The sequence below is a fragment of the Haloarcula limicola genome (assembly GCF_010119205.1).
Classification (GTDB): Archaea; Halobacteriota; Halobacteria; order Halobacteriales; family Haloarculaceae; genus Haloarcula; species Haloarcula limicola.
Window position 1 is genome coordinate 613520 of the sequence record NZ_WRXM01000001.1, and the last position, 14623, is coordinate 628142.

At 66.1% G+C, this 14623-nt stretch carries 18 protein-coding genes and 2 tRNA genes; 11 read left to right on the forward strand and 9 right to left on the reverse strand.

All coding sequences use genetic code 11. The features are described 5' to 3' along the window. Window positions 1–219: 219 nt before the first annotated feature. The 5 genes from GO488_RS03115 (at window position 220) to GO488_RS03135 (ending at window position 3791) form a co-directional block, all read left to right on the forward strand. A complete protein-coding gene (locus GO488_RS03115) occupies window positions 220–693 on the forward strand; it encodes a YeeE/YedE family protein (protein WP_162316339.1) in 474 nt (157 codons plus the stop codon). Between the two features lie 32 nt (window positions 694–725). Beyond that, window positions 726–1160, forward strand: a complete 435-nt coding sequence (locus GO488_RS03120) for a DUF6691 family protein (RefSeq protein WP_162317526.1) — start codon at window positions 726–728, stop codon at window positions 1158–1160. Between the two features lie 82 nt (window positions 1161–1242). Further along, a complete protein-coding gene (locus GO488_RS03125; protein ID WP_162316340.1) occupies window positions 1243–1944 on the forward strand; it encodes a DUF2270 domain-containing protein in 702 nt (233 codons plus the stop codon). Between the two features lie 548 nt (window positions 1945–2492). Next, window positions 2493–2876, forward strand: coding sequence for a hypothetical protein (locus GO488_RS03130; protein ID WP_162316341.1), 384 nt, complete (start codon window positions 2493–2495; stop codon window positions 2874–2876). 255 nt (window positions 2877–3131) lie between these two features. Continuing rightward, complete coding sequence (locus GO488_RS03135) at window positions 3132–3791, forward strand: plastocyanin/azurin family copper-binding protein (RefSeq protein WP_162316342.1); 660 nt, start codon at window positions 3132–3134, stop codon at window positions 3789–3791. A 482-nt stretch (window positions 3792–4273) separates the two neighbouring features. Here the strand turns inward: GO488_RS03135 and GO488_RS03140 are convergent. The 3 genes from GO488_RS03140 to GO488_RS03150 all read right to left on the reverse strand — a co-directional run bounded on the left by GO488_RS03140 (window position 4274) and on the right by GO488_RS03150 (window position 5115). Further along, window positions 4274–4347: transfer RNA gene (locus tag GO488_RS03140), tRNA-Arg, on the reverse strand. A 65-nt stretch (window positions 4348–4412) separates the two neighbouring features. Continuing rightward, window positions 4413–4730, reverse strand: coding sequence for a twin-arginine translocase TatA/TatE family subunit (locus tag GO488_RS03145; protein ID WP_162316343.1), 318 nt, complete (start codon window positions 4728–4730; stop codon window positions 4413–4415). Between the two features lie 148 nt (window positions 4731–4878). Further along, window positions 4879–5115, reverse strand: coding sequence for a hypothetical protein (locus GO488_RS03150; protein ID WP_162316344.1), 237 nt, complete (start codon window positions 5113–5115; stop codon window positions 4879–4881). Between the two features lie 128 nt (window positions 5116–5243). On the opposite strand from GO488_RS03150, the gene GO488_RS03155 reads away from it, so the two are divergent. Genes GO488_RS03155 through GO488_RS03165 form a run of 3 tightly spaced genes read left to right on the forward strand, consistent with a single transcriptional unit; the run spans window position 5244 to window position 7029 of the window. Then, window positions 5244–5717 carry a redoxin domain-containing protein gene (locus GO488_RS03155; RefSeq protein WP_162316345.1) on the forward strand — a complete coding sequence of 158 codons (474 nt, stop codon included), beginning with the start codon at window positions 5244–5246 and terminating at the stop codon, window positions 5715–5717. Window positions 5718–5763: 46 nt separating this feature from the next. After that, a complete protein-coding gene (locus GO488_RS03160) occupies window positions 5764–6576 on the forward strand; it encodes an HD domain-containing protein (RefSeq protein ID WP_162316346.1) in 813 nt (270 codons plus the stop codon). A 57-nt stretch (window positions 6577–6633) separates the two neighbouring features. Continuing rightward, complete coding sequence (locus GO488_RS03165; protein ID WP_241692885.1) at window positions 6634–7029, forward strand: hypothetical protein; 396 nt, start codon at window positions 6634–6636, stop codon at window positions 7027–7029. A 39-nt stretch (window positions 7030–7068) separates the two neighbouring features. Here GO488_RS03165 and GO488_RS03170 read toward each other — a convergent pair whose 3' ends face one another. The 3 genes from GO488_RS03170 to GO488_RS03180 form a co-directional block, all read right to left on the reverse strand. Further along, complete coding sequence (locus tag GO488_RS03170; protein WP_162316347.1) at window positions 7069–7602, reverse strand: NUDIX domain-containing protein; 534 nt, start codon at window positions 7600–7602, stop codon at window positions 7069–7071. 436 nt (window positions 7603–8038) lie between these two features. Further along, window positions 8039–8109: transfer RNA gene (locus GO488_RS03175), tRNA-Gly, on the reverse strand. 124 nt (window positions 8110–8233) lie between these two features. Further along, window positions 8234–8890 carry a class I SAM-dependent methyltransferase gene (locus GO488_RS03180; protein ID WP_162316348.1) on the reverse strand — a complete coding sequence of 219 codons (657 nt, stop codon included), beginning with the start codon at window positions 8888–8890 and terminating at the stop codon, window positions 8234–8236. A gap of 225 nt (window positions 8891–9115) precedes the next feature. Here GO488_RS03180 and GO488_RS03185 point away from each other — a divergent pair, with 225 nt between their 5' ends. Next, window positions 9116–10126: a right-handed parallel beta-helix repeat-containing protein gene (locus GO488_RS03185; protein WP_162316349.1), complete on the forward strand. Its 1011-nt coding sequence runs from the start codon at window positions 9116–9118 to the stop codon at window positions 10124–10126. Between the two features lie 54 nt (window positions 10127–10180). Here the strand turns inward: GO488_RS03185 and GO488_RS03190 are convergent, their stop codons facing one another. After that, complete coding sequence (locus GO488_RS03190; RefSeq protein WP_162316350.1) at window positions 10181–11224, reverse strand: tyrosine--tRNA ligase; 1044 nt, start codon at window positions 11222–11224, stop codon at window positions 10181–10183. An 80-nt stretch (window positions 11225–11304) separates the two neighbouring features. After that, on the reverse strand, window positions 11305–11937 hold the full coding sequence (locus tag GO488_RS03195; protein ID WP_162316351.1) for a DUF4013 domain-containing protein: 633 nt from the start codon (window positions 11935–11937) through the stop codon (window positions 11305–11307). Window positions 11938–12055: 118 nt separating this feature from the next. Between GO488_RS03195 and asd the strand changes: the two genes are divergently transcribed. Beyond that, window positions 12056–13093, forward strand: coding sequence for an aspartate-semialdehyde dehydrogenase (gene asd, locus GO488_RS03200; protein WP_162316352.1), 1038 nt, complete (start codon window positions 12056–12058; stop codon window positions 13091–13093). An 84-nt stretch (window positions 13094–13177) separates the two neighbouring features. Beyond that, on the forward strand, window positions 13178–13558 hold the full coding sequence (locus tag GO488_RS03205) for a hypothetical protein (RefSeq protein ID WP_162316353.1): 381 nt from the start codon (window positions 13178–13180) through the stop codon (window positions 13556–13558). Here the strand turns inward: GO488_RS03205 and GO488_RS03210 are convergent, their stop codons facing one another. Then, entirely contained in the window at window positions 13559–14512 is a 954-nt protein-coding gene (locus GO488_RS03210; RefSeq protein WP_162316354.1) for a D-2-hydroxyacid dehydrogenase, read from the reverse strand. Between the last annotated feature and the right edge of the window lie 111 nt (window positions 14513–14623).

Here is a 14623-nt window from a genome sequence, read left to right on the forward strand (position 1 = left end):
ATGCGATTTGGGTGGCCGACAAATGCGCTTATAGCGAAGGTCGGGCACTCTGTAGTGTATGAATAGCACAATACTCTAGCAACCCTTTTGTATCTCCGCCGGTTAGGTCGGGGTACAGAATGAGCGACGACTCCTTGGGGTTCCCGGACGGCGGTGTAGTTATCGATCAGCGTGAGGCAAACAAGCGCTTCGGGCCTGAGACCGTGACGAGGGACTGAGATGGTCTTCGAGACGCTATTCCCGAACGGGTGGGTTCACTACCTGCTCGGCGGGCTACTCATCGGCGCGGGCACCGCGATTATCTACCTCTCGACCGGGATCATCGCGGGTGCCAGCACGTTCCTCGAATCGACGCTGTCGTACGTCTCCGCGAAGTCCCGCTTCCAGCAGTATCGATTCCGCGCATCACGTGACTGGCGCGTCGTCTTCACGCTCGGCATCGTGCTGGGCGGTGCCGCCTACGGCCTGACGTTCGGCGAGTTCGGTTGGACCACCGACGTTCAGTGGTGGCGACTGCTCGTCGGCGGCCTCTTCGTCGGCGTGGGGACGCGCCTCGGCAAGGGCTGTACCTCCGGCCACGGCGTCTGCGGCGTCGGGTCGCTCTCGGAGACGTCGCTGCTGAACGTGGCGACGTTCGTCGGCGTCGCCGTCGGGACCGCACAGATCGTCGCGGCGCTGGGGGTGACGCCGTGAGCGACGCGAACGCCGGCCGTCACCCGCTGTTCATGCCGGCCATCCTGCTCGGCGGCGTGGTCTTCGGTTTCGGTCTCGGACTGAGTCAGATGTACCGCCCGGAGGTCGTCCTGCGCTTCCTCCGGTTGTCGGACCTCGGCCTCCTGCTGGTGATGGGCGGCGCGAGCGTCGTCGCCGGCGTCGTCTTCGCAGTCGGGTCGCGGACCGACCGGACCGCGCCGCTGACCGGCCGCGAGTTCGGCAAGCGCGTGAAATCGATGGACCGAAACGTCCTGCTGGGCGGCGGCGTCTTCGGCGTCGGCTGGGGGATCTCGGGCATCTGCCCGGGGGCGGCCTACGCCAGTCTCGGCGTCGGTAACGTCACCATCCTCTATGCCGTCGTCGGCATGTTCGCCGGCGCGTACCTGCAGGGATACCTCCGCTCGGAGACCAGCGCGGCCGAACAGACGGCGGAGGAACCGGCATGACTGAGACGACAACGTACTTGGACGACGCACAGATGGGACAGTTTGTCTACGAGTTCCACCAGAGATCCGACCAACGAAAGCGATGACTGATCGAGAGTTCGACCCGAGCGGCGAGCGCGAACGGAGTCTCGGCGCGGGCCTGTTCGAACGGGAGATGGGACCGAGTTCGTCGATGGCCCACCTCTACCGCGGCGAAGTCCACCGAATGACCCGGTGGCGCGAGCGACTCGACCGCACCACGAACTGGGCGGTCACGGTCATGGCGGCCATCCTCACGTGGTCGTTTTCCGCCCCCGGACGGCCGCACTATCTCGTACTGGTGGGGTTGGTCACGCTGGGCGTCTTCCTCGGCATCGAGGCCCACCGCTACCGCGGGTTCGACGTGTGGCGCTCGCGTGTGCGCCTCATCCAGCAGAACGTCTGGTCGCACGGGCTCGACCCGCGAGAGGACGTCGACGACGGCGCGTGGCGGCGGAAACTGAGCGCGGACTATCACCGACCGACGCTGAAAGTGCCCTTCGAAGAGGCCGTCGCCCACCGACTGCGACGGGTGTATCTGGCGCTGTTCAGCGTCGTGACCGCCGCGTGGTTCATCCGCGTCACGTCGTTCGCCCAGTCGGGACCGTGGCCCGAGAGCGCCCGCATCGGTGCCGTCCCCGGCGTCGTCGTCACCGCTGTCGTCGTCGCCGCGTATCTCGCCAGCGTCGCCGTCGCGTTCCGCCCGCGAACGTGGTACTCCCGATCGGAACTGCGGGAGTGTCAAGTGGACGATTGGCGGGAGTAGCGGGGTCCCGACTGTAGGGAGGGACCCCGAAAGCGATACGGCGACCACCGGGAGCCGTGGAGCAGTAGCGAGGGGTGCGCGAGGAAGGGAGCGCGGCCCTCGTAAGAATGAGCGGGGGAGGAACGACCCGCGAGTAGCGAGGGTCCATCGCGCCGAACCAACAGCGACGGTGTAGTGGAGGAGGGACGTTTTGGTATGGACGACTGCACTCCTGTCGGGTGAACTGATTCGTTCGACCGATGGCGAGCTAGCTCCAGCCACGGACCAACTGGTCACCACATCTCCAAAGCGACACGATCGGCATCTCTCATTTCTGGCTGACTCCGGACGGACTCGCAAGCGATAGTTCGAATCGTCTCGGTATTCCGAACGTATCGGTCAGGAATGTATTCGTTCGTATATTTATATACCAGACTATATCGTTCCATACTGTCTTCCGCGACAAAACGGCATAATTGGACATACCGATAGTTGAACACGCATGTTTTTTAATAATGTATGGAAACGGCCAATGGACTTTAGTTTCTTTGTCCCGCAGTTCGGCTTGCATGTCGGACAACCTGGATAGACGGTCCTTCATTCGTCGTACAGCTGCTGTCTCAACTGTCGGTCTGCTGGCTGGCTGTGGCGGCGACGGCGGCAGCGGCGAGTCTGAAGGAACGGACGCTGGCGACGAAGGCGGCGAAAGTGGCGGTATGGGTACCGGAACCGAGTCCGAGATGGGTTCGGAAACCGAGTCCGAGATGGGTTCGGAAACCGAGTCCGGAATGAGTACCGAAACCGAGGAAGGTATGATGAGCAACGAGACGTCCACCGAGGGCGGTATGATGGGCAACGAGACGTCCACGGAAGACGGTATGATGAGCAACGAAACGTCCACCGAGGGCGGTATGATGGGCAACGAAACGTCCACCGAAACCGACAGCGTCTAATCCACTACTCCAAACGCGAGCATCGCCGACGGAATCGGAGACGGATCCGTCGATACAGGTGGGGTTGGGGCGGTTTCACTCCGGAACTCGACGTGGAGACCCGTCTGTCTGCAGACGGAAACTGTGAGCTAGCAGGCGACTGGAGTGCCTCATCTCTCTCGTAACCCGATGAAAGTGACGGGAGATAGGTAAGTGCCGTCAAATTGCCATACGGTTACCATCAAGCTTTAACTAGCGGGAACGGAGATTACGGATGTGAAACGGCGTAACTTTGTCCGCACTACGTGTCTCGGTCTCGTCGGAGCGATCGCCGGCTGTAACGGACCGGGTACAGAGTCTACGCCGACGGATGGCACGGAGACGCCGACCGAGGCGGCGACCACGGCTCCCGCCGCGACGGAGTCCCAGCCCGAGACGCCGACCGAGACCTCCACCGCGTCGTCGACTGAAACGCCGACCGAGACCCAGACCGAGGCCGGCACCGAGAGGCCGTCATATCCCCTCCGGCAACTGACCGAGGAACAGAAGCGGAAACTCGACTCCGGACAGACGTACGACGGCTCGTTCGCCGACAGACGCGGGAGCGGGACCGTCGCCGTCGCCGTGGGTCAGACCCCCTCGAACGCCCTCTTCGAACCGCCCGCCATCTGGATAAATCCGGGTCAGACTGTCCACTGGGAGTGGCGCGACGGGGAACACGAGATCACACACACGAACGGCGACGCGTTCACCGAGAAGACCCCTACCCCCACGCGGACGCTCACCGGGACGGCCACCGCAACGCCGGGGGGGAGCATCTCGCATACGTTCGACGAACGCGGCGTCTACATGTACAAGTGCACGAACCACGCGTCGGTCGGCGCGTACGGCGTCGTCGTCGTCGGCGGTCCCCAGACGACGGCCACCGCGAACTGAGCCTTCCAGACGGCCGGTGACGCGCTCGTTCGTCTCGCGAACGCGAACGCGTATCGTCGGTCACTCGTCGCTACATGGCTGTATCAGAGCTGAGCAGTATCTGTGATTTTACGTGGGTAAAAACGGCATTCGCCGTCTTTCGCGATCGAGCGCAGCGAGCGGGCGGGGCGGGACTGAGCGGAATCCGAAGATTTCGCGAGGGTCGTCACGACCGCGAACGAGCACAGCGAGTGAGCGGGCGGGGCGGGACTGAGCAAAGCCGGAGGCTTTGCGAACGTCGAGAGACGACCGTGGCGTCTCTCGGGATTCGAACCGGAACAAGACGGTCGCCTCGCTTCGCTCGGCGCTGCGACTTGCAGGGTTCGAATCGCCGAGCCGTTCCACGCTTCGCTATCGCTCGGCGGAAACGGGCGTGGCGGGATTGAGCGGAACCTCCGGTTCCGCGATGTTCGCCACGGCCGCGAACGAGCACAGCGAGTGAGCGGGCGTGGCGGGATTCGAACCCGCGCTCTAGGGGTTAGGAACCCCTCGCCCTCGTCCACTAGGCCACACGCCCTGCTGGAGGGTCACGGGACTGCTGAAAAACGCTTTCGTTCGCGCGGAAAGCGGAAGAAGCGAGAGTCAGTTGTTCGTTTCGGTTGCCGTCTCCTCGGACGTCGAGGTGGCGGTGTCGGTGTCCGTCTCGGTGGTCGTCGTTTCGGTCGTCTCCGTGGTGGCATCGGCATCCTGTGATTCGGGAGAGACGCCGTCGCGCATCTCTTCGAGCTCCTGCTCGACTTCTTCGCGGCCTTTCTGGAACTCACCCATCGCCTCGCCCGTCGAGCGAGCGAGTTTCGGAATCTTGTTTGCGCCGAACAGCAGGACGGCGATGAGGAGGATGACCATCATCTCCATCCCGCCCGGGAACCCCGGGAATAGCGGTACGAATGTCCCTGACATTGTGTCCAAATTTTACGTGGTTGCTATTATAACCTTTTTGCTCAACAGCGCCCCGTCGAGCCGCCTTATAGGCTTTTTCCACCGTTCGGGAAACGACCTGATCCGGACCTGGTGTGTTACGGACTATCACGGCCCGTAGCGGGGGAATTCACTGCTGTATCAGTCGAGCGGTCACGTCGTCGAGCCACGCGGGAACGCCGAGATCGGCGAGCGTTCCCTCGCGCCAGGTCGTCACGACTTCCGTCTCGCCGTCGCGCGTCAGGTCGATTCGCCACTTCCGACCGTCGTCGGCGGTGATATCGAAACGCGCGCCGCCGTTGGCCAACGAATCGACGTGGGCGACGGTCACCTCGGTCCCGTCGTAGACTTCCATCGTGTCGGGCATATCTATGCGAACGGGCGCGGATCACTTAAACTGATTTCCCGGGATGACCGGTCCATCGTGAGGCAGTTCAACCGCTGGCTAATCACATCGGTCACAAGGGATTTGAATCGTCGCCCGATAGACCGGGTATGGTTTCTGTCGGCGACGAGGCTCCGGACTTTACCGCACCGCTCGCGAACGGCGACGTAGACGAGGTCACGCTGTCCGAGGCCGTCGACGACGGCCCGGTCGTCCTCGCCTTCTTCCCGGGCGCGTTCACGAGCGTCTGCAGCGACGAGATGGAGACCTTCGACGACAAACTGGAGGAGCTGGCCGACGCCGGCGCGACGCTCTACGGCGTCAGCATCGACACGCCGTTCGCCCAGAACGCCTTCCGCGACGACGCCGGACTCACCTTCGACCTGATAAGCGACAACGACCGGGATATCATCGACGCCTACGATCTCTCGATGGATTTCGCGGCGCTTGGCGTTCACAACCTCGCCAAGCGGTCGGTGTTCGTCGTCGACGACGACGGCGTCGTCGCCTACGAGTGGGTCAGCGACGACCCCGGCGTCGAACCCGACTACGACGAGGTGCTCGAAGCCGCCCGAGCCGCCTGACAAATTGAGGCGTGGGTTTTTCTCGCTGGCACCGCGTACAATAGCTATGAGCGAGCAAGAAGCGGACACCCGCGGCCGCATCTACGAGCCCAACGCCGAGCACGCCTTTCCCGACGAGCGAGTCAACGACGTCCTCGACGCGCTCGCCGCCGACGAGGAGGTACAGGCGTATCTCGAAGCCCAGAACGTCAATCCGGTCAAGCGCAAGCGGTACAACGACCACGGGGCGAAACACATCAGCATCGTCCGCCACCGAGCGATGTGTCTGTACGACCTGTTGAAAGCGGGCGGCGTCGAGTTCAACGGTGCCGGCGATCAGGGGCTCGACGAGGCCGACGAGGCGGTCATCGTCGCGCTCGCCTCGACGCTACACGACATCGGACACGTCGTCCACCGCGACGACCACCCCTACTACTCGATCCCGCTCGCGGCGGACCTCCTCGATAAGATCCTCCCCGAGTTCTACGACGTGGGCGACCAGGTCCGGGTGAAAGGCGAAGTCCTCCACGCGATCCTCTGTCACCACACGGAGGAGCAGCCGCTGACGCTCGAAGCCGGCGTCGTCAGGGTCGCCGACGCGCTGGACATGGAACGCGGACGCTCTCGCATCCCCTACGAACGCGGCGGACGCGGCATCAACACGGTCTCCAGTCAGGCCATCGAGACGGTGACGCTCAGCTCCGGCGACGACTATCCGGTCCTCGTCGAGATCGAGATGAACAACGCCGCCGGCGTCTATCAGGTCGACAACCTTCTGAAGGCGAAGCTGACGGATTCCGGGCTCGAAAGCCACGTTCGCATCGTCGCGCTCAACACCCGCGAAGACGGCAACCAGATCGTCGAACGGATCGAGCTCTAGTCGGTCGGATCTGTGGGCGACACAACCGTTTTGTAGCACCGAAACCAACCCCTGCGTATGAGTCTCACACCCATAGACAAGCAGCGGGGTGGCCCGCCCGGCACCGCCGGCGAGGAGGGTGACGACTCCTCTCTCGTCGGCCGGGCGTGGGCGCGGACCCGGTCGGTCGTCGGTCACCTCTCCGATCGGATTCGCGAGTGGTTCGACCGCGACCGCCGGGGTCGCTCACAGACGACCGCGCGCTCCGACGATGAGCCCGCTCCAACGGAGTGTCCGCCCATCGCCGACCTCCCGGAACGGGACCGCCCGTTCACGTACCCCGCGCGGGGCCACGCGGACGCCAATCGAGCCGACCTCGTCAGCGTCGAGAGCGGCGAGGAGTTGACCATCTCGCTTCCCGACAATCCGGACGCGACGATAACGTCGGACGTCTGGGAATCCGTCGAACCCTGAGCTCGGGTACGCTCTCGATTTCTCTCTCGATTCTCGCGTTCACTCGAAGAACAGGTCGGTGCCCGGAACCGCTTCGGCACCATCGGGTAGTTCCGTGAACCACCCGACTTCCGCCGCCGCGTCCGCCGCGTCGACGCCGTCGGCCGGTAACTTGCCGCCACCGTCTTCGTTCGCCGGCGACGCGCCGAAGACGACGAAATTGCGGGTCGCCGTTCGGTCGCCGCCCGCACTCTGGGCTTCGTAGCGCCAGACGCCGACTACACCGTCGAGTTCCACGTCGAGACCGACGTTGTTCTCGACCCACTGCCGAGCGGCCTCGGCGTAGTCCTCGCCGGGCGCGACGGCGCTACTGGGGATCTTCCACCTGCAATCGTCGGTGACTCGCATCACGAGCACCTCGCGGTCGTCGTTCGTCACGCCGACAGGGGCCATATCGTCTAGCTCGTCGAGCCGGTCGAGGACCGCCTCGTCGACGACGTCGCTCTCCTCGTGAAACGGCACGTCGCCGCGCAGCGGTTCGGGGTCGGTGAGATGATCGGGTACTGAAGGGTAGTCTGTGGGTGCTGTTGTCATCGGAATGTCAGTGTCGCGGTCACCGCGGGGCGCGGTGGCTGATCGGCGAGTCGGTCTCTTGCCGTCGTGTGCGAACGAGGTAGCACGTCCCGATTCTCGGGCGTGCGCTCGCTACTGCTATCGAGAGGAGAAAGTGATAGAAGAAACTAACGATTTCATTCCGCGGTATATTTTCACGTAAATATTCGGAGACCGAGATTATAAATCTTTCCCAGAACGGCGTCTCCATCTCTCTGGTCCAGATTCAGTCGAAAAGCGCCGGATGGCGTAGCCGTTTCGTGCGGCGGCCGAGAGGGGCAAACGCGAAGCGTTTGCGAGCGCCGATGGACGGAGTCCATCGGAATTTGAACCCGATGGCGAGACTCGCTTCGCTCGTCTCGCGTGATTCAAATCCCCCTATACAGCAGTTGCTGCTCGCGGACTGCTCGCAGCAAAATGCGGCGGCCGGGATTTGAACCCGGGCCATGAGCTTGGAAGGCTCAGGTCCTACCACTAGACCACCGCCGCGCGTTCGCTTTGCTCACGCGCGCCGAGGCTCGCAAATCCATAGGATTTGCTCACCACCGCCGCTCCTTTCGGTGCGGTGTCTTCCGACGCCGAGCGAACGTACTCGGTCATAGACGGAAGGTGATTAAGGCACTTTCCCTTCGGAGCCGACGACGGCGTAGCAGTTGCCGCTCGAAATTTCGAGCGAGTGAAGGGCGAGCCCGCTGGCTTCGATATCGCGTTCGAACTCCGCGGGCGCGTAGATGTGATAGAAGCGCGGGACCGTCTCGCCGCCGGGGAGCGTCCAGTCGACGGTGGTGTCGAAGCCCTCCTCGGCGTCCGCGTCGGCGTCGAAGCGGTCGTGGGCGGTGCTCCACGCGCTGACGAGGGCGCGGCCGTCGGGCGCGAGGACGCGGGCGAGCTCATCGAGGCTGGCGCGGCGGTCGGCGGCCGACGGGAGGTGATGGAGCGTCGCGACGTAGACGGCGAGGTCGACGGTCCCGTCCCGGAGCGGGAGCGTCGCCGCGTCGCCCTGGACGAGCGAGACGCGCGGGCCGACGCGGGCGCGGGCCTCGGAGAGCAGCGCGCGACTCGCGTCGAGGGCGATCACGCGGTCGGCGACGCCGGCCAGCAGTTCGGCGTGGCGGCCGTTGCCACAGCCGAGATCGAGCGCGGTCTCGGCGGACGCGGCGTCGGCGACGAACGACTCGACCTCGGGCCAGGCGTACTCCCGCGTCTTCGAGAAGTGGTCGCCGATGCGCTCGTAGGTCCGACGGACGCCGGCCCGGGAGCGGTCTTCCATACGAGCAGGCAGGGCGAACGGCGGCTTACGGGTTGCGACTGCGAGGCGGCCTCTCAGGTCGAGAGAGACGGTGTAGAGACTCCCTTCCGCCGTCGGGTTCCGAGCGGTCGGCCTCCGAGGCGGATTCAGAGAGCGCCTGATGCGACGGTATGCGCCGTCTTCGACGGTCGGCGCAGCGAAACCTGTCCATACTAATCCCCGTTTGGCTCGACGGTCCGGACGACTATGGGCGAGAGAGAGCTCTCACGGCGGGCCGTCCTCAAGTACGGAGCCGTCGCGGGGGGACTGACAGCGGCCGGCGGTGCGCTGGGTAACGCGGCGGTCTCCGACGACGAGGAAGCGCTCGACCGGCCGGCGGACGAAGCGGCCCTCGCACAGACGAACGAGTCGACCACCGAGATCCAGTCGGGTTGCGACGCGACTATCGACGCGAGCGGCGGCGGCGACTACGAGGCGATTCAGGCCGCCGTCGACGCCGCCGAGACCGGTGACACGCTCTGTGTCGCGCCGGGTACCTACGCGGGGACGGTCACCCTCTCGGTCGAGGGCGTGACGCTCGCCCCGACCGAACAGGGAGCCGCGACCATCAGCGGCGGCGACGCGGCGACCGGCCCGGTGCTCGACGTGACTGCCGACGGCGTCACGGTGGAGGGCTTCGAGATCACGAGTCCGGACGGCGCGCGCGGCGTCCGCGTGGCCGACGGGCTCGCCGACGTCACGCTCCGCAACAACCGCGTGACGGAGATCGGTCCGGTCGCCGAGGTCGAGACGGTCGGCGTCCTGCTGGATGGCGACGTCGAGTCGGTGACGATCGTAGACAACGATGTCACGGGCCTTGCGGCCGAGGGCGCGGGCGCGACCGCACAGGGACTCGCCGTCCGCGGCGGGACGAGCGACGTGGTCGTCCGGGGCAACGTCTTCGAGGGGATCACCGCGACCGAGTCCGTCGGCGCGGCGATCGCGGTCGACCGGGGGGCCGACGGCCTCGCCGTCGAGACGAACGACCTGCTGACCGTCGTCGGCGTCGAGAACGCGGACGACGCGACGGTCGCGGCGTCCTGTAACTACTGGGGAATGCGCGACGGCCCGCGACAGGTCGGGACGAACCGCGCCGCGGACAAGGGGCCGATGGCAGACGAGCGAAGCGCGGCCATCGGCGACGTCGAGTTCCGGCCGTGGCTCGTCCAGTCGATTCAGACCGCGAGCGGCGCGGAGTCCTGTTTCGGCGGGCGGTAGCGGGCTCGAAAGCGAGAATAGCGTCGGCGGCCGCGAGAACGCGCGAGCGAGTCGTTACGCGTCGTCGCCGTACGTCTCAGGGTAGGCCTCGGCCAGGAGTTCGGGCCGCTCGTTCAGGCGCGTCCGCACCGGGTCGATGACCTCGGAGACGGCGCTCGCCACGGCGGGCTTCAGATCGGCGGGGTGGAGTTCGCCGCTGAGGAAGTCCTCCTCGACGGCGTCGTAGCTCTCGTAGACGAGATCCCCGCCGTACTCCTCGGGCCGGGAGACGACGAACGACTCGCCGCCGGCTTCCAGAACCGGGAAGACGAGGTGGTTCAGGTACTCCAGCACGCCGTTGTCTTCGAGCTCGCCGGCCGGGCAGTAGGCCTGTCCGATCTTCTCCTCGACTTCCTCGTCGCTGTCGGTGAGGTTCACCTTCGAGGCGGCGTCGGAGGCGCTCATCTTCCCGCCGGAGAGGCCCGAGAGCAGCGGCGCGAAGACGCAGACCGGGGATTCGCCGCCGTGGTCGGGCAGAATCTCGCGAGAGAGCATGTAGATGCCCCGCTGGTCGACCCCGCCGTAGGCGATGTCGGCGTCTAGGGCCTTCACGTCCAGCGTCTGCATCAGCGGGTAGATGAGGCCGCCGAGGTTCGGGCTCTCGGACTCGCGGACGACTTCGCTCGCGGCGCGCTGTGAGCGCGCGATGGTCGTCTCCGCGGCCATGCGGTACATCTCTAAGGTGTACTCTTCGTCGAGTTGGAAGTCGGTCCCGCGAACGAACTCGACGTCGTCGGGGTCCGCGCCGGCGGCATCGATCATCCCCTCGATGGCCGTCTCGTAGTACGTAGAGCGAGCGTCCAGCAGGTCGAACGGGCTCTTGTTGTCGTCCAGATGGGCGTGGAGGTCGGCGATGAGCACCGTCACCTCGACGCCGGCTCGCAGGAAGTCCGCGAGCTTTCGCATCGTCGTGAAGTGGCCGATGTGCATCTCGCCGGTGGGCGCGTAGCCGATGTACGCCGTCGGGTCGCCAGCCTCGAACAACTCCGCTAACTCCTCCTCCGTGACGACCTCCTGGGTGTGCCTGCTCACGAGGTCGATTCGCTCGGCCGTATCCATACCTCGGCTCCCCGCTCCGGCGAGTAAAACGTTCCTGTGTCGGGCCGCGGTCGACTCGGCTCGCTCGGCCTCGCTCGCGGTCAGGCCATCGGGTCCTGTCCGTCGCCGATCGCCCCGGCGTAGCCGCGCGCGAACAGGTGATAGCCGACGACCTGGCCGTAGAAGGCGAACGCCGCCCCGACGAGGATGAGGACGAAGACGCCGCCGAGACCGGCGATGACGAACAGCGCGACGTACGCCTCGACGATGGCGACGACGTAGATGGGCTGGCGGGCGGTCTCGGCGATCGCCCGGGCGTCGAACGCCGCGGCGAGACGGTCGGTCGTCGCCAGCCGAGCGAGCGCCGCGGGGAGCGCCACGGCGGCGACGGCACCGACGAAGCCGGCGACTGCCAACAGGGGCGTCCCCAACTGCGGATACCCCACCGTCGGCGCGAGCACGGCTCCGAGCAGCAGCATCACCGGGACGAAGACGTAGGCGACCTGCACCGTGATCGAGCGCGCGCCGTCGAGGAAGAGGTCGCCCCAGTCCGAGAACTTCGGCGGGTTCGGTCGCCCCTCGGCCGTCGAGCGGACGACCCGGAGCAGATACCCCTGGACCGGGATGAGCGGGACGAACAGCACGACGCCGGCCAGCGTCAGCAGGCTCCCGGTGATCACCGTCCAGAGCCACCCCGGTCCCCGCTGTGGATAGGAGAGCGCGTCACGCAGCATTGCCCGGAACTGCCCCGGCGCGGCACTTATAGCTCGACGGTCCGTTACTGTCGCCGGTCTGCCACACAGCACCGAGACCCAAACTGTTTTGCGTCACCGAAGCAGACGGAGCACCACAATGTCTGTACGCGTAGGCGTCCTCGGAGCCACCGGGGCTGTCGGACAGCGACTCATCCAACTCATCGACCCGCACCCGGAGTTCGAACTCGCCGCGATGACCGCGAGCGAGTCGAGCGCCGGTAAGACCTACAGAGAGGCCGCCAAGTGGCGCGTCGACGCCCCCATCCCGGACGGCGTCGCGGAGATGGAAGTCGGCGCGACGACGCCCGATGACGTCCCCGACGACGTGGACCTCATCTTCTCCTCGCTCCCGTCGGGCGTCGGCGCGGAGGTCGAACCCGACTTCTGTCGAGCGGGCTACGTCGTCTCCTCGAACTCCTCGAACGGCCGGATGGACGAGGACGTGCCGCTGGTCGTCCCCGAGGTCAACGCCGACCACGTCGACCTCCTCGAAGTCCAGCGGGACGGACGCGGCTGGGACGGCGCGCTGCTGAAGAACCCCAACTGCTCGACCATCACGATGGTCCCGCCGCTGGCCGCCCTCGACGGCGCGTTCGACCTGACGGACGTGCGCGTCTCGACGCTGCAGGCCGTCTCCGGCGCGGGCTACGACGGCGTCACGTCGATGGAGATCATCGACAACGCCATCCCGCACATCGGCGGCGAGGAGCAGAAGATGGAGAGCGAGTCCCGGAAGCTGCTCGGTTCCTTCGACGGCGCGGAGGTCGAGCTCCACGGGATGGACGTCGCCGCCTCCTGTAACCGCATCGCCACGCTCGACGGCCACCTCGAGAACGTCTGGGCCGATACCGAGGAGGAGGTGACCGTCGAGGCGGCCGAGGACGCGATGGCCGAGGTCACCGGCATCGACCTGCCGTCCTCGCCCGAACAGCTCATCAAGGTGTTCGAGGAGCCCGACCGCCCGCAGCCGCGGCTCGACCGGAACGTCGAGGACGGCATGGGCGTCGGCGTCGGCGGGTTCCGCGAGACGACCGACGGCGTCCAGTTCAACTGCCTCGCGCACAACACGATGCGCGGCGCGGCCGGCGCGAGCGTCCTCAACGGCGAACTGCTCAACCAGCGCGGCTACCTCTGAGACAGCCAGCCGGCGTCACAGCGTCGCTCTTTCCACTGACCGGACCACGAAGCTTTTGTCCCGCTCAGACGACGACTACCGTATATGGTCTCCCGCGATACGATAGCGCAGTTCGGTGCCGTCGCCGTGGCGATGGCGCTGGCCGCGCTCTCCGCACAGTTCGGCGACCTGAACGCCGCTCCGTCCCTCCTGCTGGCGGCCGCCACGTACCTCGTTCTGTTCGCCGGGTCGCACGTCTACCTCGCGCTGCGCGGTGACGGCGAGGCGGTTCCCGTCGCCGCTCGCTGGCGGTTCGTCGGCCTCGTCCTCGGTGCCGTCGCGGCGTTCGTCGCCGCCGTCCGATACGGCGGCGTCGAGGTGGCCGGGGTTCGCCTCGAAACGCTCCTCGCGGCGGTGGTCGGCGTCTCTGTCCTCGGTTACTGGGGCTACGAGATTCGGGACGGCTATCGCACGGCGAGGTCCTGATTACGGCTCGATCTGATTCCTCAGACCGCTCCACTCGCCGTTCTCGACACCGCGGCGGACGTTCTCGGCGACGATGTCTGCCAGTCGCTCGTAGTACTTCGGCGTGTGTCCGGCGTTGTGCGGCGTCACGAGGACGTTCTCGAAGTCCCAGAGCGGGTGGTCGTTCGGCAGCGGCTCCGGGTCGGTCACGTCGAGCGCGGCCGCGCCGAGGCGGTTCCGCCGGAGAGCGGCGACCAGCGCGTCCGTCTCGACGACGGGGCCGCGGGCGACGTTGACGAGGACGGCTTCGGGGTGCATCGTCTCGAAGACGTCGGCGTCGAACAGCCCGCGAGTCACGTCCGTGAGCGGGCACGCGACCGCGACGTACCGCGCGTCGGCGACTGCCTCGTGTATCTCGTCGTAGCCGTACACCTCGTCGGTCGGCCCGCCCTTCTCCGGGGAGTGACGGACGCCGACGGTCTCCACGTCGAAGCCGTGGAGTCGGTCCACGATGGCCTCGCCGATCGCGCCCATGCCGACGACGCAGACGCGACTGCCCCCGAACTCCGACGCCCGAAAGGAGTGCCAGGCGTGCGCTTCCTGTCGCCGCCTGGCCGTGAAGAACTCCCGGGTGAACGAGAGCCACGCGCCGAGGACGTACTCCGCGATGTTCGGGCCGTGGACGCCCGACGCCGTCGTCACCGCGACGCCGCGGTCGGCCAGCTCGGAGAGCGGGAGGTGGTCGTACCCGGCGCTGCTGGCGGCGAACAGCCGGAGGGAGTCGGCGCTGTCCAAGAGTTCGGTCGAGATCGAACCGCCCGCGATCACCGTCGCGTCGGTGACGTGTTCTCGCTCCAGTGCGGGCGTCCGAGCGAGGACCACCTCGTGACCGGGAAGCCGTTCGCGGAGCTCGGTCGCGTACTGGTCGGCGGGCATCCCGTGAACGCTGTAGTTCCGGACGAGGACTTTCGCCATATCACCGCTGGCCGCGGGAACGGGAAAACGGTAGCGGCGACGTCGGCGTGAAGTCTCGAAAATCGCGCTAACGTGCCGAAAACGGGCGATTTGAACGGTCCTGAACGGTTC